This window comes from Actinospica robiniae DSM 44927 (assembly GCF_000504285.1).
Taxonomy (GTDB): Bacteria; Actinomycetota; Actinomycetes; order Streptomycetales; family Catenulisporaceae; genus Actinospica; species Actinospica robiniae.
On the sequence record NZ_KI632511.1, the window covers coordinates 3119812 to 3137058 of the forward strand.

Below are 17247 nucleotides of genomic sequence, written 5' to 3' on the forward strand. Positions count from 1 at the left end.
TCCTTCAGATCGCGGGCGGACGGCGCGGTATCGAGGAGCCGTCGGCTCGTCGGGATCCGGGAATTACTTGCATGATACCGATAATAGGAGGCGATCGTGAACCGGCTTGCGGAGCCGCGGCGGGGCGCGCTGGCCGCGGTGGAGCGCCAGACGGCGATCCTCACGCGGCACTTCGAGCTGCTGCACCGGCGCACGGACATCCACGACAGCCTCGACCGGGCCGAGTACCTCCTGCTGCGCGCGCTCGACGAGTCCGGCCCGATGCGGATCAGCGCGCTGGCCACGCTGCTGGGCCTGGACCCGTCCACGGCCGGCCGCCAGGTCGCCGCGCTGCAGGCGCAGGGCTCGGTCGAGCGTGAACCCGATCCGGCCGACCGCCGGTGCACGGTGGTCACCCCGACCCCGTCCGGCCTCGAGCGGATGCGCCACGTGCGCCGGATGCGCACCGAGATGGTCGCCGACCTGCTCGCCGAGTGGACCGACGAGGACCTGCTCGCCTTCGACGCGATCCTGGGCAAGTACAACCGCTCGGTCGCGCGGCGCTACCTCACCGGCCCGGCCGAGCCGAGCCCGACGCACCCCGCGTAGACCCGCTCGACAACCCGCCCGGCGACCCACCCAATCCGGACCGGCCTCGGCGCCGAACACCCGGAAAGACGATCCACCGGCTACGAGCAGGGGACGGGTGGGCACATGGCTAGGGTGCACGGCTGTTCGGAAGCAGCGGAACCGCGAGCACGGGTGGCCGTGATCGGGTCCGGGATCGCCGGACTGACCGCCGCCTATCTGCTCCAGCGCGGCTATGACGTGCTGCTTTTCGAGGCGGACGAGCGGCTCGGCGGCCACGCCCACACGCACGACGTCGCCGATCCGGCGGCCGGCGCGCTCGCCGTCGACAGCGGCTTCATCGTGCACAACGAGCGCACGTATCCGAACCTGCTGCGGCTGTTCGGCGAGCTCGGGGTGTCCACGCAGGAGACCGGGATGTCGATGAGCGTGCGCTGCCTCGGCTGCGGCCTGGAGTACGCCGGGGCCAAAGGCACCCGCGGCGTCTTCGCCCGCTCGGCGAACCTGCGCGACCTGCGGTTCCTGCGCATGCTCGGCGAGATCAAGCGTTTCCACCGCCAGGCCCGCCGGCTCCTGGCCGAGCCCGACGCACTCGACGCCGCGCACGGCTCGGGGCTCGAGGAGGCCGTATCCGGGCCCACCCTCGGCCGGTTCCTCGCCCAGGGCGGCTACTCGGCCTACTTCGCCGACCATTTCCTCGTGCCCCTGGTCTCGGCCGTGTGGTCCACCGGCCCCGACCTGGTGCTGCGCTATCCGGCCCGGTATCTCTTCGAGTTCCTGGACCACCACGGCATGCTGAGCGTCACCGGCTCGCCGCGCTGGCGCACCGTGACGGGCGGCTCGCGCGTCTACGTCGAGCGGGCGGTCAAGGCGCTCTCGGCGGTCAACCTCTCCACGCCGGTACGTGCCGTCTCCCGGACGCCCGACGGCGTCGAGGTCCGAGACGAGGCCGACACCGTCCACGAGGTCGACCGCGTCGTCATAGCCACCCACCCGGATCAGGCGCTGCGCCTGCTCGCGGATGCCTCGCCGGAGGAACGGGCCGTGCTCGGGGCGATCGAGTACTCGCGCAACGAGACCGTCCTGCACACCGACGCCTCGGTGCTGCCGCGGGCCGCCGCCGCGCGCAGCTGCTGGAACTACCTCGTCCCGCGCTGCCGGGCCGGGCGCCGAGTCGCGTGGGACGTCGGGGCGAGCGAGCGGGCCCTGGTGACTTACGACATGAACCAGCTCCAGCGGTTCACGGCCGAGCGGGACTATCTGGTCACTCTGAACACCACCAAGGTGATCGATCCGGCCGCTGTGATCGCTCGTATGGTCTACGAACATCCCGTCTATACGCCCGAATCGGTGGCCGCGCAGGCACGTCTGCCGCAGCTGAACACCCCTCATACGGCCTACGCCGGCGCCTACCACGGCTGGGGTTTCCACGAGGACGGATGTGCCTCGGGCGCCGCCGCCGCGGCAGCCTTCGGAGTCGAGTGGTGAGTGCGATGCGACGTGCGACCATGCCCGAGGCACGCATCTACGACTGCACGATCCGCCATGTGCGTCGTGGTCCAGTCCACAACGACTTCACCTATCGGACGTCGTTGTGGCTCGTCGACCTCGACCACATCCCGCGTCTGCCTGGCCCGCTGAACCGGCTCACCGAGTTCAGGGCGAGCGACCATGCGGGAGATCCGAAGCTGGGGCTGCGGCAGAACGTGGAGAGCTACCTCGCGGGCGAAGGGATCGACTTGGCGGGCGGCCGTGTGCTGATGCTGACGGCACCGCGCTCTCTCGGGCACGTGTTCAACCCGCTGACCGTCTACTGGTGCCACGACGCGGCCGGAACGCTCGCGTGCGTCATCGCAGAGGTCCACAACACGTACGGAGGCCGCCACCGCTATCTGCTGCGGCCCGACGATGCCGGACGCGCCGATGCGGACAAGCAGTTCTACGTCTCCCCGTTCTACCCCGTCTCCGGCCAGTACCGCATGTCCGTGCCTGAGCCCGGCGAGGATCTCCACCTGACCATCCGTTACCAGCCGCCGGATGCAGCTCCGTTCGTTGCCGTACTTCGCGGTCGCGCGACTCCCGCCTCGCTGGGAGCCGTGGTACGACGCGCGCTCACCCAGCCGTGTCCGACGCTGCTGACTGCGGCTCGGATCCGGGTCCAGGGCGTCCGGCTCTATCTGCGCGGCCTTCCGGTGACCCCTCGTTCGGCTCAACCATCCACCCAGCCATGTCCACGGTCATCTGATCACACCATCGCCTCCGAGAGGACAGCCCGCTCCATGTCGAGACCGACTGCGGATCCGGTCGCGCCGCGACTGGACCGGCTCTACCGAGACCTGACCGGCGGCCGCCGGCTCCCCGTAGGGATCCGCGCATGGGACGGCAGCCACGCCGGGCCCGTGGCAGACCCGACGCTCGTCATCCGCTCGCCACGCGCGCTGCGGCGCCTCCTGTGGGCGCCGAACGAGCTCGGACTCGCGCAGGCGTACGTCACCGGGGAGCTCGATCTCAACGGCGACGTGGCCGAAGGGCTGCGCCGGGTGTGGGACGACGTCGGCCGCAGCGACAGTCCGCCCCGGATGACCAAGCCCGCCAACCTCGTGCGCCTGCTCAGCACCGCCCTTCGCTTCGGGGCGGTCGGCCCGCGCCCGGCGCCGCCTGCGTCCCAGGCCCGGGTGAACGGAGATCTGCATACTCTGGCTCGCGATCGTGCCGTGATCGCTCACCACTACGACCTGTCCAACGACTTCTACGCCCTGCTGCTCGACCCGACGATGGCGTATTCGAGTGCGTACTGGACCTCAACCGAACCCGGATACACCCTCGCCGACGCGCAGCGCGACAAACTCGATCTGATCTGCCGCAAGCTCGAACTCGCGCCCGGCATGCGGCTGCTGGACATCGGATGCGGCTGGGGCGGGCTGCTGATCCACGCGGTGGAACGGTTCGGCGTCCACGGGCTCGGCCTCACCCTTTCGGAGCAGCAGGCTGCCTATATCAATGATCAACTGAAGAAGCGCGGCTTGGCCGATCAGGTCGAGGTGCGCGTCGCCCACTTCCGCGAGTTCCACGAGCCTCACGCCTTCGATGCCGTCGCCTCGATCGAGATGGGCGAGCACGTCGGAGCAGAGGCCTACCCCGTCTACACGTCTGCCGTGCGCACCGCGCTGAAGGCCGGCGGCCGCGCGTTGATCCAGCAGATGTCGCGGGCCCACGGGACGGCTCCGGGCGGCGGGCCGTTCATCGAAGCGTTCATCGCGCCGGACATGCAGATGCGCCCGATCGAAGAGACGATCGCCCTATGGCGCGCGGCCGGGTTTCAGGTTCACGGCACCGAATCGCTGCGCGAGCACTACGTGCGCACCGTCGCGGCCTGGCGCGAGAATCTCGAGGACTCCTGGGTGAAGGCGCGCGACCTGGTGGGCGATGAGACCGCACGGGTCTGGCGGCTGTACCTGGGCGGCGGGCAGCTCGCCTTCGAGCAGGGCCGAATGGGCGTGGATCAGATCCTGCTCGGCATGCCGACGGAGGGATCCGGCGATGACGGGCACTGATCTGCACGCGTGGGCGCTGTCGCTGCCCGTGACCGCCGCCGCATCGCTGCTCGTCTTCACCGCCGCGTTCGCGATCGGCGCCAGAAGCGGACGCTATCGGGTGGCCGACGTCGCGTGGGGCGCTGCGTTCGTCGTCATCGCGGCCGTCGCCTTCGGGCTCTCGGCCGGCCACGGGGATCTGGCGCGGCGCATCCTGGTGCTGGTACTGACCGGCGTGTGGGGCCTGCGGCTGGCCGTGCACATCGGTCTCCGCTCCCGCGGCAAGCCGGAGGACCCCCGGTATGAACAACTGCTCGGCAAAGCGCGCGGATCAAGGCAGTGGTACGCGTTCACCCACATCTTCGCGCTGCAGGCATTCCTGGCCTGGTTCATCTCCCTGCCGATCCAGGTCGCGGCATTCGGAACGGCGTCCCCCGGCCCGCAGACCGCGGCCGCCTGCGCGCTCTGGGCTTTGGGTTTCGTCTTCGAGGCGGTCGCGGACCGGCAACTCGCCCGCTTCAAGGCGGACCAGGCGATCCGGGGCCGGCTGCTGACGACCGGCCTGCGGCGCTACACCCGGCATCCCAACTACTTCGGCGACGCATGCGTATGGTGGGGCCTGTTCCTCCTCGGCGCCGACCAGTGGGCCGGGCTGAGCACGATCGCCTCGCCCATCGTGATGACCCTGCTGCTGACCCTCGGCAGCGGCATGCGGCTGGCGGATCGTCATATGACCCGAACCCGACCCGAGTTCGCCGCCTACGCGCATCGCACCAGTGGCTTCATCCCGCTCCCGCCTCGGCGCGAACGGTGACGCCGAGCCTTGATCCACTCAATCGGAGCCGCCGAGGGCGGCCACCATCACCGGTGTCGTCGTCGGCTGCGGGCTGCCGCCTGCCGGTTCGATCGTCATACCGACATTCGCCTCGCCGGTCAGGCCTCGGATCACCACGGGTGTGGCAGGGTCGGTCGACATCAGCGCCACGGAGCGGGCTTTGCCGTCGGGTGTCATCAGCCACAGCTGATAGGTCTTGCCCGCGGGTGCGCCGGCGAGGCCGGTGAACCCGACTGCCGCCTCGTCGAGCTGGCGCGAGTCGATGAGCAGCGCGGTGCCGCCGCCGGTCACCTTCACGCGCGCGGTGGCGGCGTCGGGGGCGGCGAGCAGCTGAGAGATCTGCGTCGAGCGGGCGTTCAGGCTGTCGAGCTGGTGCTGCTGGTCGATCGTGCGCCAGCCGAGGCCCGCGGCAAGCAGGGCCAGGGCCGCCGCGACCGCCCACCCGGCCCGCAGGCGGCGCTTCGAACTGCGCCGCTGCGCCTGCCGCTGCGCCGGCGACTGCCGCTGCGTCTGCGTCTGTGGGTCGGAACCCTCATCGGTGATCGGCGGGAGCTGGCGGGTCACCGCGATCTGCGCGTCGAGGCCGTCCTTGAGCGAGCCAGGGGGCTGCTGCGCGACCGCCATCGCCATGATCGCGACGACCTCTCTCAGCTCACGAACCTCCGCGGCGCAGTCCGCGCACTGGGCCATGTGCGCCTCGAACGCGGCCCGCTCGGCCTCGCCGAGCGCGTCGCAGACGTAGGCGCCGGTCAGGGTGTGCACGCCGGGACCTGCCATGGTCGTCACGTCCCCACTCCCAGGCAGTCGCGCAGCTTGGCCAAGCCGTCGCGCATCCTGGTCTTGATGGTGCCGAGCGGCGACCCGAGCAGTTCCGCGACCTGCTGATACGTGTAGCCGCTGTAGTAGGCGAGGGTGACCGACTCGCGTTGCAGGTCGGTCAGCCCGCGCAGGCAGCGGCGCAGCCGTTGGCGCTCGAGCCTTCCCTCGACCTCCTCGGCCACGTCCTTCTCCGGCAGGACCCGCGCGGACTCGCGCGCGCTCTTCTCGGCCCGTTCCGTCGCCGCCTGCTCCGCGCGGACCCGGTCGACCGCGCGGCGGTGCGCGATCGTCATCACCCAGGCCCTCGCCGAGCCGCGTCCGGGGTCGAACCGGCTCGCGCTGCGCCACACCTCCACGAGCACCTCCTGCGCCACTTCCTCGGCCTGTGCCGGGTCCCGCAGGATCCGCGTGGCCAGCCCGAAGACCGGCCCCGAGAGTTCGGCGTAGACGTGCTCGAACGCGTCCCTCTCCCCCAGGCTGACCCGGCGCAGCCAGCCGTCGAGTCCCTCGGCCGCCGGGGCAGCGGAGTCCGGGCCGAGGGCCCGCAGCGGCTCGCGCTCGCTCATCCGAGCATTCCGCGTGCCACGCCGGCCTGCGGTACCACCGTCTTCGACAAGGTCATACCCTTCCTTCGAAGCAGGCCCCGGTTCGGATTGGTCCGACCTGTCCGACCGCCAGGCTATTGCGAGCCGGCCGCCGCGCGAGTTCTCTCCGCCCTCCGCCGCGTCCGCCGCGTCGCGCTCACGTGGGCGATTGGGCTTATCGCCCGGTCGGAGCTACCGTCTGAGTATGCCGGGCGGCTATCGGAACACCGAGCGCCTCCGGGACGCCGGCGAGGAGGCCTACGTGCACGCACCGTCAGCAGCGTCCCGGACTTCCACCACGGTCCCCGCACACGCGCTCGCCGCGCTGGCCGAGCGGCAGCACCGGGTGCCGCTGCCGGAGCTCAAGGCGCGGGCGCTGGACCGGCCGACGCCGTTGAACGGGCGAGAAGCGCTGAACGGCAGTCACATCGCCGTCGTGGCCGAGCTCGAGCCGGGACCGGCCGCGGAGAACGTGCCGCGCGCCGAGCGGTACGAGGCCGACGGCGCGGCGGTGATCGCCGTGTCCGCCGATCCCGGGACCGCCGGACCCATAGCGGCGCTGGCTGCCATGGCCGACGTCGACGCGCACACGCAGGTGCCGCTGTTCAGCCTCGAGCCGGTCGTGTGCAGCTACCAGCTCTGGGAGGCCCGGGCGCACGGCGCGAGCCTCATCCTGGTGCATCCGCCGCTGGTGACCGACGCGGCCCTGATCTCCCTCGTCGAGCGCGCCGGCACGATCGGGCTGACCCCGGTGGTCGAGGTGCGCAGCGCACATGATCTGGTCCGGGCGCTGCGCGGCGAGGCCACCGCGCTGTTGCTGCGCCCGACGCTGCGGGCCACGCCCGGCTCCGTCCAGTCCACGCTGGCGAAGCTGCTCCCGCTGGTGCCGGCCGGCGTGGTGCGCGTGTCCGCGGCCGGCTCTTCGCCCCGCAGCGACCTGCTGGCGAGCGCCAAACTGGGCACGGACGCCATCTTCGTCGACAGCAGGCAGCTGGCCGGCGGCGGTCCGGGCGAGTCCGTCGCGACGCTCGCGGCGCTCGGCGCCCATCCCGCCGTCGTCCGCAGGCGTATGCCGTAGCCGGACGCCACGGCGCGGCTCGCGGTCAGGGCCAGAGCAGGTCGCGTGTCCAGGCGTTCTCGCCCTCGGCCTCGTGCGTCGGCCTTGATCGCGCCGGACAGCCACTCGACGAACAGCGCGACCGGTTCCGCGGGCGCGGAGGCCGCGTCGAACGGCGGGAGTTCGGTATCGAACACCGCGAGGCCGCGAAGCAGTTCCCGTAGTGTCGCCTGGTCTGCCATAGCCACCCTCGACTCCCGCTGGACTACGTGGCGCTCCCCGCGCACTCTGACAGTCCGTCAGCCCAGCGTCATCAGTGGCACCGGATCGCCGGCCGCTGCGCCGGGCGGGACCGCGGCGAGCGCGTCGCCGAGAGCGGCGCCGTTGAGGAACGCCGGCCGGTCGCCGCCCAGCGGAAGCACGCCGGGGCCGTCCCAGCTGACCGGGATGATCCGCGTGCGCCCGGCCAGCGGGGCCACCGGGCGAAGCAGCGCGGCCTGCGGGAGCCGGCGCAGCCCGCGGCCGGACAGTCCGGCGAGTAAGGGCTCGAGCAGCGTGTGCGCGGCGACGAGCGCGGCGAAGGGGTTGCCGGGCAGCCCGACGACGAACGGCCCGCCGCGCAGCCGGGCGAGCACCTGCGGATGGCCCGGCCGGCACGCCACCGCGTCCACGATCCACTGCGCGCCGAGCTGTGTGATCATCCGGCGCAGCCCATCACCCGCGCCGACCGACGTCGAGCCGGTCACTACGACCACATCGGCGTCGCCGGCGGCCTCGACCGCCTCGCGCAGTCCGGAGGCCGGGCGGTCGGTGACGTGTGCGATGCCGGCGAGGCGGCCGCCGAACTCTGCGACGAGGGATGGCAGCAGCGGGCCGAGCCCGTCCCGGATCCGGCCCGGATCCGGGCGGCCGTGGAGCACCAACTCGTCACCCGTGACGAGAGCACGCACGATCGGGGCCGGATACACCAACAGCTCGTCGTAGCCGCAAGTCGCGGCCAATCCGAGCACGGCTGGGCGGATCGGCGTGCCCGCGGGCACGAGCCGCGCGCCCGGGGCGGCGTCCTCGCCTGTCGGCCGGATGTGCCGGCCTCGAGACGGCTCGGGGCCGGCGACCTCGTCGCCGGCCACGCTCGCGTCCTCCACCGGCAGCACCGCCCACGCTCCCGCCGGGACGACCGCACCCGTCGCGATCTCCACAGCGTTCCCCTCGGCGAGCAGCCCAGGCCACGCCGCGCCCGGCCGGGCCCGCCCGAGCACCCGCCACGGCCCACGTCCCGCGACCGCGTATCCGTCCATCGCCGCCGTGTCGAAGCCGGGCAACGGCAAGGCAGCCGCCAGATCCTCGGCCAGCACCAGACCCGACGCCTCGGCGAGCGTCACCCGCACCGCCGCCCGAGGCGAGCCGGCCGCATGCGCGTACGCGCGCGCCTCGACCCAGGCGACATCCCTGCACGTCGGCTTTTCCATGGTCATCACCATCTCACCACGGTCCCATCCCGACGTTTCGCCCGAACGTCGCCGCACTCGTACGCTCGGTTTCTCCCGTGCGCGGCCGCCGAAACGCGGGAGTAGCCTCAGAGTCGGAGGGGTGAAACACAGCGCTGCGCGCAGGAGGGGACGAACCGATGACCGCTGCCGTCGACGAGGCGGCCGTCCGCGCCCGGTTCGAGGACCTGCTCGAACGGGCCGGAAACCCGGTCCTGTACCTGGACCGTCGCATCGGGATCGGATTCGTCGACGAGGGCGGGGTGTACAGCCAGGGCACTGATATCGTCGTGGCCCGGTTGTGGATCGAATCATTGCCGCCCGGCGCTATCGACGCCTTGATCGCGCGCCAGATCGGCGCCGCATCGGCGATCACCGGCCCGGGTCCGGTGCTGGCGCTGGCCGCGGCCCGACTCGCGCGCTATCTCAGGACCCTCATGTGGTGTGGCGGCCTGATCTCCTTCGCCTTCGTCCCGCCCCGCACAGCGGCCGCCATCTGCGTAGCGGCCTTCCTGATCGGCCACGTCGTGTGCCACCTGCTCCGCCGCATCGAGTACGCGTTGGACGCGTACGCGGTCGACCTGGTCGGCGCGGAAGCGTTGGCGGAGTGCCTGGACCTCCTACGCTTGCCCTTCAACGGAACCCTCGAGTGGGCGTTATTCGTGTTCGGCTACGGCACGCATCCGCGCCTGGACGACCGCATCCGGAGGGTCAGGAAACTCATACGCCAAGAGCCCTAAGCTTCCGGGCAACGGCCGGCCACGAACAGCGAGTGCAGGGCGAGATCGAGGACGGCCGGGTCCCGGATCGGCTGCGGCCACGGCACGGTCACCACGGAGGCGCCGACCGCGCCGGGCAGTTCGGCCAGGAACGCGATGCCCTCGCTGTCGAGCTCCCACAGCCACGCCACGCGGACCGGCTTGGCCATCATCGTGGCCAAGCACGGCGCGATGAGGTCGGCATGGTCGCTGTTGATGTGCTCGATGATGTCCTCGGCCACGTCGGCGAGCGGATCGAGGTCGGCGGCCAGGTACTCCTCGACGTCCACGGCCCCGCGGTTGTCCACCGTGTCGCAGTCGATACTGGCGAGATCGAGCTCTGCGATCAGCGGCGCGTGCGGCTCGCCCGCGCATTCGAGTGCGGTGAACAAGATTTCGTCCGGGTAGTGCTCTGCGATGGCGACGGCCGCATCGCGCAGGCCGGCCTCCGGAAGCGCGCGGAGCCAACCACAGGCTCCCAACGTCGCGCGCACGAGGCTGTGCCCGCCCACCTCGCGCGGCGCCTGGAGCGTCACCCGGGCGGCGACGTCGTTCTGCCCGCCGAGCAACGCGGCGTGCAGCGCGTTGCCCGATTCCAGCAGCACGACCGGGTATCCGCGCTCAGTGACAGCGCCCGGCACCGAGAGCGTCCGGCCGTCGGCGAGCGTCTCGACGTCGGTCACCCTCGCCGTGGAAGCCAGGGTGCGTACCCGCATGGCCTGCAGCGGATGTGGAACGACCGGATCTTGTTGGTGCGTCATGGGATCCTCGCAGTTCGACGGCGATCAACGGGAGTAGAACTCGACGAGCAGCTGCTCATTGAAGCTGATCGGCACCTCGGCGCGGCGGGGCTCGCGCACAAGGGTCGCCGAGAGGTGCTCGCGCTGGACGTCGAGGTAGCCGGCGTCGTGCTCGTCCGCGTACACGCCTTCCTGCGCGGCCACGAACGCGGGGATGCGCCGGGAACGCTCGCGGATGGCCACGGTCTGGCCGGGCTTGACGAGGTACGAGGGGATGTCGACCTTCGCGCCGTCGACCAGGACGTGGCCGTGGTTGACGAACTGCCGCGCGGCGTAGATGGACGCGGCGAACCCGGCCCGCAGCACGACCGTCGCCAGCCGGGACTCGAGCGCCGCGATGACGTTCTCCCCGGCTCGACCCGGGCGCCGCTTGGCCCGGTCGTAGGTCGTCTGCAGCTGCCGCTCGGTCAGGTCGTAGTACCAGCGGATGCGCTGCTTCTCCGAGAGCTGACGACCGTAGTCGCTCTCCTTCCCGGGCCGTCGGCCGGTGCCGTGCTGCCCCGGCGGCTGCGGGCGCCGCTCCATGATCTTCTCCGCCTTCCGCGTGAGCGGAATGCCCGCCCGCCTCGACCGGCGCACCTTCGGTCCTGTGTACCTCAACCTCGGCCTGCCCTTTCGCTGTTCCGCTCCGCATGAGCAGGAGTTAGGTAAGGCTAACCTAACTCAGCACGCGCGGGCAATGGGCAGCCCGTCCTCACCAAGTCGGCACCAAACCGCCGTCGATCCGGATGAACGAGCCGGTGACGTTGGCGGTGGCGTCCGAGGCGAGCAGGAGCACGAGGTCTGCGATCTCCTCCGGACGGGAGAAGCGTCCGGTCGCGGTGGCTGCCGCGGCGGCCTTCTGGGCTTCGCCTGGGGCGGCACCGGTGGCACGCTGGACCGAGTCGGCGATGCCGTTCGTGCCGAGCCACAGATCCGTGGCCACCGGGCCGGGGCTGACCGTGTTGACGCGCACACCCTTCGGCCCGACCTCCTTGGACAGGCCCTTCGCGAACGCGTGCAGGGCGGCCTTGGCCACGCTGTAGTCGAGCACCAGGGGGTCGGGGAGCTCGGCGTTCACCGAACCGATGTTCACGATCGCCCCGGAGCCGCGCTCGACCATTCCGGGCACCACCGCACGCGTCATCCGGATCGCGGCGAGCAGGTTCAGGTTCAGCGTGTCGGCCCACTGCTGGTCCGTGATGCCGGCGAACCCGTCTGGCCGCGCCGGGGCTCCGCCGACGTTGTTGACCAGGACGTCCACCGGGCCGCCCACCGCGGCGGCCAGCCGGGCCGGGCCCTCGGGCTGCGCGAGGTCGACCTCCAGCCAGCGCACCGAGGCTTTTTCGGTCAGCTCCGTCAGCTCGTCGGACCCCTTCCGGGCGCCCGCGACCACGTCCGCCCCGGCGGCCGCGAGTGCCCTCGTGCAAGCCAGGCCGATTCCACGGCTGGCTCCGGTGACGATCGCAGTGCGTCCTTCCAGCGCGAGCTCCATCGGCCCGTATCCCTTCGATCTCGTGCGGCGGCGGACGTCTCGGCACTCAGGCGCTCAGGCGCTCAAGCGCTCAGTCGCTCCGACCCTCAGGCGCTCAGCCGACCAGGAGCACGGTCTTTCCCGGCGGGCGCGGCCGGCTTCCGCTCTCGAACGCGGTCCGCCCCTCGGCCAGCGGGTAGCGCTGGCCCACGACCGGCTCGAGCTCGCCCTTGTCCACCAGGGCGGCCAGCGCGGCCAGCTCCGCTCCGTCCGGCGTGACGATGAAGAAGGTGGCGTGCACCTCGTGCTTCTTCGCGCGATCGGCGTCAGGCGGTCCGGCCAGCAGGATCATCCGGCCGCCGGGACGCAGCGCCCGGTAGAACGACTCGTCATCCCCGGCGCCGGCCGCGTCGAGTACGACATCGAACCCTGATGCGCCAGGATCGAGCGGGCCCGCGGTGTAGTCCAGGAACCGCTGCGCGCCGAGCCGGGTCACCAGTTCACGGCCGGATTCCCGGCCGGTGCCCGTCACTTCGGCGCCCCTGGCCCGAGCCAACTGGACCGCGTACACGCCGACACCGCCGGGCGCGCCGATGATCAGGACCCTTTCTCCCTGCTCGATCCCGGCCTGATCGACCAGCGCCTGCCAGGCGGTCAGCGCCGAGAGCGCCATGGCCGCGGCCTGCTCGTGGGTCGCGCCGGCCGGCTTGCGGGCGAGCACGTCGCCGGGCACGGTCACGTACTGGGCGGCCGCGCCGTCCCGGTCGAAGTCGATCAGGCCGTAGACCTCGTCCCCGACGGCGAGGGCGCAGCCCGGGCCCGCCTCCTCCACCACGCCGGAGACCTCGTGGCCGGGGATGATCGGGGTGCGGTCCGAGCCGTCCTGCCTGGTCCAGGTCTCATCCCAGCCCAGTTCGGCGAACGTGATCGCCGCCGCGTGCACGCGCACCAGCGCCTCCCCGGGGCCGGGCGACGGGCGGGGGGCCGACTCGTAGACCAGCTGCTCCGGGCCGCCGCGGGCGTGGGCACGCAGCGCCATCATCGAGCCGCTCACGTCGGCCACCGGGTGCCTCCTCGGTCCGCTCCATCTGGGGGTGTGCGCTTCTCCTCATTAGACGGGCGCTCCCGGCTCCTCGCAATCGCAATCAGATCGATCATGTGTAAGACTGGGCAATCGGGTCGTTGCGCCACGATTACTCCGCAACCGCCCATCCGTCCGGCTAACCCCCTCTTCGGCGAGGTGAAGAAGATGACGCCGACCACGGGCTCCGGCGACGGCACGCCGGTGCTGTTCATCCACGGCTTGTGGCTGCACCCGACCTCCTGGTACGCGTGGGAGAAACTGTTCCAGGAGAAGGGATTCACGACCGCGGCGCCCGGCTGGCCCGGCGTCGCCGGCACGGTCGAGGCGTCCCGAGAGGACCCCGAGGCGATCGCCGGCAAGGGGATCGACGAAGTCACCGACCACTACGCGCGCATCGTGGAGGCCATGCCCTCGCCGCCGGTGCTCGTCGGCCACTCCTTCGGCGGGATGATCGCGCAGAAGCTGCTCGGCAAGGGGTACGGCTGCGCGGCCGTGGCCATCGACGCCGCGCAGTTCAAGGGCGTGCTGCCGGTCCCGCTCTCCGCGCTCAGGGCGACGTTCCCGGTCTTCCGCAACCCGTCGAACCGCCGCAAGGCCGTTTCCCTGACGTCGCAACAGTTCCGCTACGCCTTCGGCAACGCGGTGAGCGCCGAGGAATCCGACCAGCTGCACTCGATGTGGGCGATCCCGGCCCCAGGTCGTCCGCTGTTCGAGGCCGCCGCCGCGAACTTCTCCCGCCACTCCCCCGCCGCCGTCGACACCCATGCGGACGAGCGCGGCCCACTGCTGCTGATCATGGGCCGCCGGGATCGCACTGTGCCGGAAGCCATCACGAAGTCCGAATACAAGCAGCAGAACGCGTCCCGCGCGACGACGGATCTGATGGAGTACCGGGATCGCGGCCACTCGCTGACCATCGACAGCGGCTGGCGCGAAATCGCAGAAGACTGTCTCATTTGGATCGGCAGGCACGTCCCGGCCATGGCCTGAGCCGTTTCGGGGGCCATAGCCTTCCCGTCATCACCGGCGGTACCAGCCCGTGACGAGCCGGGTCGGGAAGAAGGGCGCACCCCACCACATGTGCCACCCGAGATCCCGCCGGCTCAGGTCGGTCAACCCTAGTTCGAGCAGGCGTGCGCGGTAGTGCTTCGTGTGCATCAAATCGCCGATCACGATGCGGCCGCCGGGCCGCAGTACACGGACGGCCTCGTCGATCGCGGCCTGCCTCGCTGCCGCCGACGGGATGTTGTGCAGGACCAGGTTGCTGATGACGAGGTCGAAGCTGTCGTCGTCGAAGGGCAGCCGGGTCACGTCTCCCGTGCGCACCTCGACGCGGTCGGCTACGCCCTCGAGGGCGGCATTGCGGAGGGTCGCCTCGGGGCTGTTGCCGGTCTGGTCCGCATGCCACAGATCGATGCCGACTGCGCGTCCGTTCGGCAGCAACTCAGCGACCATCGTCAGCAGCGCGCCGCGGCCGCAGCCGAGATCGAGCACTTCTTCGTCGCCGCGCAACTGTAGATCACCGAGCACTCGGGACCAGACCACGAACTTCCCGACGCGAGTGGTGTGGATGTAAGAGGTGACGCCAAGGACGAGCGCGACTGCCAAGATGCCGGGAATCACGGCGAACGCGGGCGCATCGGCGACGGTGGCCAGCACCGCCGTCAACGCCGCGAGCGCGGCGACGATCGCGCCGACGACAACGAGTTGGCCGCGTGGCGAGACCGTTTCGAAGTCGCCGTCGACGCCATAATCGCCGCGGCGTCGGGGCGACGGCGCCGTCGTCGTCCCCGAAGAAGTGTCACCGAGCATTGATATCCGACTCCTTTTCCCCTGCCCGGACGGACTCGAGGAAGTCGAGCAGGAGCGGAACGGTCCTATCAGGGTCCTCCATCATCGGCGTGTGGCCCACGCCCTCGAGCAGGTCGGTGCGCGCTCCCGGGACTCCGCGGTAGGCATCCGCGCTGGAGACGCGCCAGCGACGGTCCTCGGTGCCGAAGACCACCAGCAGCGGCAGGCCCAGCGGCGCGATCCGGTCCGGAAGGCTTCGCCGGGTGAGGAAGTCGCGCGATCCGCGCGTCATGCCCATGAAGTCCCGGCGGGTCACCCGCATGAGGTGCTCGATGAGGACGCCGGGGATCTCGACCGGGAGGGTGAAGCCGGACCTCGCGGCGCTGCGCAAGGCGGACTCGGTCCGCAGCCGCCAGAGCAGAGCGCCCACGATCGGCAGGAAGATCAGGCCGGCGACAGGGCTCTCGGGGTACTCGGCGGTCAGATCGGGGCCCATGTCGATCAGCACCAGGGCATCGAGGGCGTCGGGCCGCTGCTCGGCGAGCGAGGTGGCCACCAGGCAGCCGGAGGAGTGCCCGATCGCCGTCACCGGCCGCACGCCGAGCCGATCCAGGACCTCGCCCACCCGGCGCGCCTGGGCGGGCACGTCGAGCCCGCCGACAGCCGTCGTCGACCGCCCGCAGCCGGGCAGATCGACGGCGATCACGTGGAAGTCTCTCGCCAAGGCGGGCATCACCGGTTCCCAGCACACCGCGGAGACCATGGTCCCGTGGATCAGCACCAGGGCGGGCGCGGCCGGGTCACCGTGTTCGACGACGTACACGTCGCTGTCGTCGAGCTGCACGACCTGCTCGCGCGCAGACCGTTCGTCAGTTTTCTTCACGCCTCTCAGCGTCGCCGCAGCGGCGCCTGAGGTCTTGGAGAAATGTTCCGTGTCGGCCAGGCGATGTCGTCGACGGCGAGCCACGACGCGTGCGCGACGGCCGCCGGCGTCATCCCGGTGAAATCCTTCACGTCACGGCTCAGGTGCGACTGATCGACGAACCCGCCGTCCGCGGCGGCCGACGCGGCGCTGTGCCCGGCCGCGAGCCGGCGCACCGCGCTGTCGAAGCGGATGAGCTTCGCGGCCTGCTTGGGCGTGAGGCCCACCTGCGTCCGGAACCGCGACCACAGGCGCTTACGGCTCCAGCCGACCTCGTCGGCGAGATACTCGACCCGCGTCTGCCCGCCGGTGCCCATCATCCGCCGCCAGACGAAGCCGACCTCCGGATCAAGCCTCCGCCCCGCTTCGCAGCGCCGCGCGAGCATGGCCTGCGCGAGCGCGAAGCGCCCCTCCCACGACCCGGCCTCACGCAACTGCTCCTGGAAGCGCGCGGCCTCACTCCCCCACAGATCGTCCAAGCCCGTGACCGTTCCGCCCAACTCCGAGGAGCCGCCGAACACCGCGTGCGCGACCGGCGGCGAGAGCCGGATCTGCAGGCAGTCGGCCTCCCGCGCGCTGCCGCGGACGCTGCCCGGCCCGAGCCCGACCACGATGGTGCCGCGCTGCTGCCGCCCGCTGGCGTCGTCGACGAGCAGTGCGTCGCCGAAGTCGACGAACAGCGTCAACTCCGGGTAGGGCACCACCTGCAGATCGAGCGTGCTGTGCGCGCAGCCCCGGAACCCGGCCATCCGGACGCCCGGCAGCGCAGGCGAAGGTCCCGGCGGCACCGCCACGTCCACCACGGCCGGGCCGATACGAACCGGTATGAGAGTCCGCATACCTTCATGCTACGGGCGCCGTCCCCGACGCACCCGCCGCGGTCTGGGAGACTAGCGCCATGCATGACGCCTCCTATGATCTCGCCGACGCCGGCGACGCCCTGGCGGAGATGGCCAGACTGGCCGGCCAGGCGCTGTCCCAGGCCACTGAGGCACTGCTCGAAGCGGATCTGCGCCTGGCCGAGTCGGTCATCTCGGGCGACCGGGCGATCGACGCGCTCTACCGCCAGCTCGACGTGCACACCCCCGACGCGCTCGCCCTCCAGCAGCCGCGGGCGCGCGACCTGCGCGCGTTGGTCACCTCGCTGCGGATGAGCGCGGACCTGGAGCGGATGGGTGATCTGGCCCGGCACATCGCGACCGTCGCCCGGATGCGGTTCCCGGACCACGCGGTCCCGGACGAGCTGCGTGGCACCTTCGCGCGCATGGGCGGCCTCGGCGCCGAGCTGGCGCAGAAGTGCGCGCAGATCATCGAGACCAGGGACACCGGCGCCGCGGACCGGCTCGACGCGCAGGACGACGCCGTCGACCGCCTGCACCGCGGCGTGTTCACCGCGCTGCTGAGCGCGGACCAGCCCTACGCGGTCCAGACGGCCATCGACGTGACGCTGCTCAGCCGTTATTACGAGCGCTTCGCCGACCACGCCGTGTCGGTGGCCCGCCGGGTCGGGTTCCTCGGCACCGGCGAGCCGTGGGACGACCAGGCGTAGGCCGCCTG

At 71.4% G+C, this 17247-nt stretch carries 18 protein-coding genes; 8 read left to right on the top strand and 10 right to left on the bottom strand.

Annotated features, from left to right (window positions below; genetic code table 11):
• Positions 1 to 96: 96 nt before the first annotated feature.
• From ACTRO_RS13365 to ACTRO_RS13380, 4 genes are all read left to right on the top strand, one after another.
• Positions 97 to 588 carry a MarR family winged helix-turn-helix transcriptional regulator gene (locus ACTRO_RS13365; RefSeq protein ID WP_063627992.1) on the top strand — a complete coding sequence of 164 codons (492 nt, stop codon included), beginning with the start codon at positions 97 to 99 and terminating at the stop codon, positions 586 to 588.
• Between the two features lie 105 nt (positions 589 to 693).
• Positions 694 to 2055 (top strand): FAD-dependent oxidoreductase, encoded by a 1362-nt coding sequence (locus ACTRO_RS13370; RefSeq protein ID WP_051450781.1) that lies wholly within the window; start codon positions 694 to 696, stop codon positions 2053 to 2055.
• 5 nt (positions 2056 to 2060) lie between these two features.
• On the top strand, positions 2061 to 4121 hold the full coding sequence (locus ACTRO_RS48865) for a DUF1365 family protein (RefSeq protein ID WP_211244226.1): 2061 nt from the start codon (positions 2061 to 2063) through the stop codon (positions 4119 to 4121).
• Positions 4108 to 4914, top strand: coding sequence for a DUF1295 domain-containing protein (locus ACTRO_RS13380; RefSeq protein ID WP_034263446.1), 807 nt, complete (start codon positions 4108 to 4110; stop codon positions 4912 to 4914). Before ACTRO_RS48865 ends, ACTRO_RS13380 begins: the two co-directional genes overlap by 14 nt.
• Positions 4915 to 4932: 18 nt before the next feature.
• Here ACTRO_RS13380 and ACTRO_RS13385 read toward each other — a convergent pair whose 3' ends face one another.
• Both ACTRO_RS13385 and sigK read right to left on the bottom strand, forming a co-directional pair.
• Complete coding sequence (locus ACTRO_RS13385) at positions 4933 to 5712, bottom strand: anti-sigma factor (RefSeq protein ID WP_063628238.1); 780 nt, start codon at positions 5710 to 5712, stop codon at positions 4933 to 4935.
• Positions 5713 to 5717: 5 nt separating this feature from the next.
• A complete protein-coding gene (sigK, locus tag ACTRO_RS13390; protein ID WP_034263448.1) occupies positions 5718 to 6320 on the bottom strand; it encodes an ECF RNA polymerase sigma factor SigK in 603 nt (200 codons plus the stop codon).
• 223 nt (positions 6321 to 6543) lie between these two features.
• Here sigK and ACTRO_RS13395 point away from each other — a divergent pair, with 223 nt between their 5' ends.
• Positions 6544 to 7416 (top strand): beta/alpha barrel domain-containing protein, encoded by an 873-nt coding sequence (locus ACTRO_RS13395; RefSeq protein WP_051450783.1) that lies wholly within the window; start codon positions 6544 to 6546, stop codon positions 7414 to 7416.
• Positions 7417 to 7694: 278 nt separating this feature from the next.
• On the opposite strand, the gene ACTRO_RS13400 is transcribed toward ACTRO_RS13395, so the two are convergent.
• Positions 7695 to 8864, bottom strand: a complete 1170-nt coding sequence (locus ACTRO_RS13400) for a molybdopterin molybdotransferase MoeA (protein WP_084317067.1) — start codon at positions 8862 to 8864, stop codon at positions 7695 to 7697.
• 158 nt (positions 8865 to 9022) lie between these two features.
• Between ACTRO_RS13400 and ACTRO_RS13405 the strand changes: the two genes are divergently transcribed.
• The gene (locus tag ACTRO_RS13405; RefSeq protein WP_034263449.1) at positions 9023 to 9622 is read left to right on the top strand and encodes a M48 family metalloprotease; all 600 of its coding nucleotides are present in this window, start codon (positions 9023 to 9025) and stop codon (positions 9620 to 9622) included.
• On the opposite strand, the gene ACTRO_RS13410 is transcribed toward ACTRO_RS13405, so the two are convergent.
• From ACTRO_RS13410 to ACTRO_RS13425, 4 genes are all read right to left on the bottom strand, one after another.
• Entirely contained in the window at positions 9619 to 10401 is a 783-nt protein-coding gene (locus ACTRO_RS13410) for a DUF2470 domain-containing protein (protein WP_051450784.1), read from the bottom strand. The genes ACTRO_RS13405 and ACTRO_RS13410 overlap by 4 nt on opposite strands.
• A gap of 24 nt (positions 10402 to 10425) precedes the next feature.
• Positions 10426 to 11040, bottom strand: coding sequence for a 30S ribosomal protein S4 (gene rpsD / locus ACTRO_RS13415; RefSeq protein ID WP_034263450.1), 615 nt, complete (start codon positions 11038 to 11040; stop codon positions 10426 to 10428).
• 94 nt (positions 11041 to 11134) lie between these two features.
• Entirely contained in the window at positions 11135 to 11914 is a 780-nt protein-coding gene (locus ACTRO_RS13420) for an oxidoreductase (RefSeq protein WP_034263451.1), read from the bottom strand.
• Positions 11915 to 12008: 94 nt separating this feature from the next.
• The gene (locus ACTRO_RS13425) at positions 12009 to 12935 is read right to left on the bottom strand and encodes a zinc-binding dehydrogenase (RefSeq protein WP_034274694.1); all 927 of its coding nucleotides are present in this window, start codon (positions 12933 to 12935) and stop codon (positions 12009 to 12011) included.
• A 207-nt stretch (positions 12936 to 13142) separates the two neighbouring features.
• Here ACTRO_RS13425 and ACTRO_RS13430 point away from each other — a divergent pair, with 207 nt between their 5' ends.
• Entirely contained in the window at positions 13143 to 13967 is an 825-nt protein-coding gene (locus tag ACTRO_RS13430) for an alpha/beta hydrolase (RefSeq protein WP_034263453.1), read from the top strand.
• Between the two features lie 30 nt (positions 13968 to 13997).
• Here ACTRO_RS13430 and ACTRO_RS13435 read toward each other — a convergent pair whose 3' ends face one another.
• From ACTRO_RS13435 to ACTRO_RS13445, 3 genes are read right to left on the bottom strand one after another with little or no spacing between them, the layout of a single operon-like run.
• Entirely contained in the window at positions 13998 to 14789 is a 792-nt protein-coding gene (locus ACTRO_RS13435; protein ID WP_034263454.1) for a class I SAM-dependent methyltransferase, read from the bottom strand.
• Positions 14779 to 15651, bottom strand: a complete 873-nt coding sequence (locus ACTRO_RS13440) for an alpha/beta fold hydrolase (RefSeq protein ID WP_157436151.1) — start codon at positions 15649 to 15651, stop codon at positions 14779 to 14781. The genes ACTRO_RS13435 and ACTRO_RS13440 overlap by 11 nt, the downstream gene beginning before the upstream one ends.
• 5 nt (positions 15652 to 15656) lie before the next feature.
• On the bottom strand, positions 15657 to 16529 hold the full coding sequence (locus ACTRO_RS13445; RefSeq protein WP_051450786.1) for a helix-turn-helix domain-containing protein: 873 nt from the start codon (positions 16527 to 16529) through the stop codon (positions 15657 to 15659).
• Positions 16530 to 16588: 59 nt separating this feature from the next.
• Between ACTRO_RS13445 and phoU the strand changes: the two genes are divergently transcribed.
• Positions 16589 to 17239 (top strand): phosphate signaling complex protein PhoU, encoded by a 651-nt coding sequence (gene phoU / locus ACTRO_RS13450; RefSeq protein ID WP_034263455.1) that lies wholly within the window; start codon positions 16589 to 16591, stop codon positions 17237 to 17239.
• Positions 17240 to 17247 lie beyond the last annotated feature (8 nt).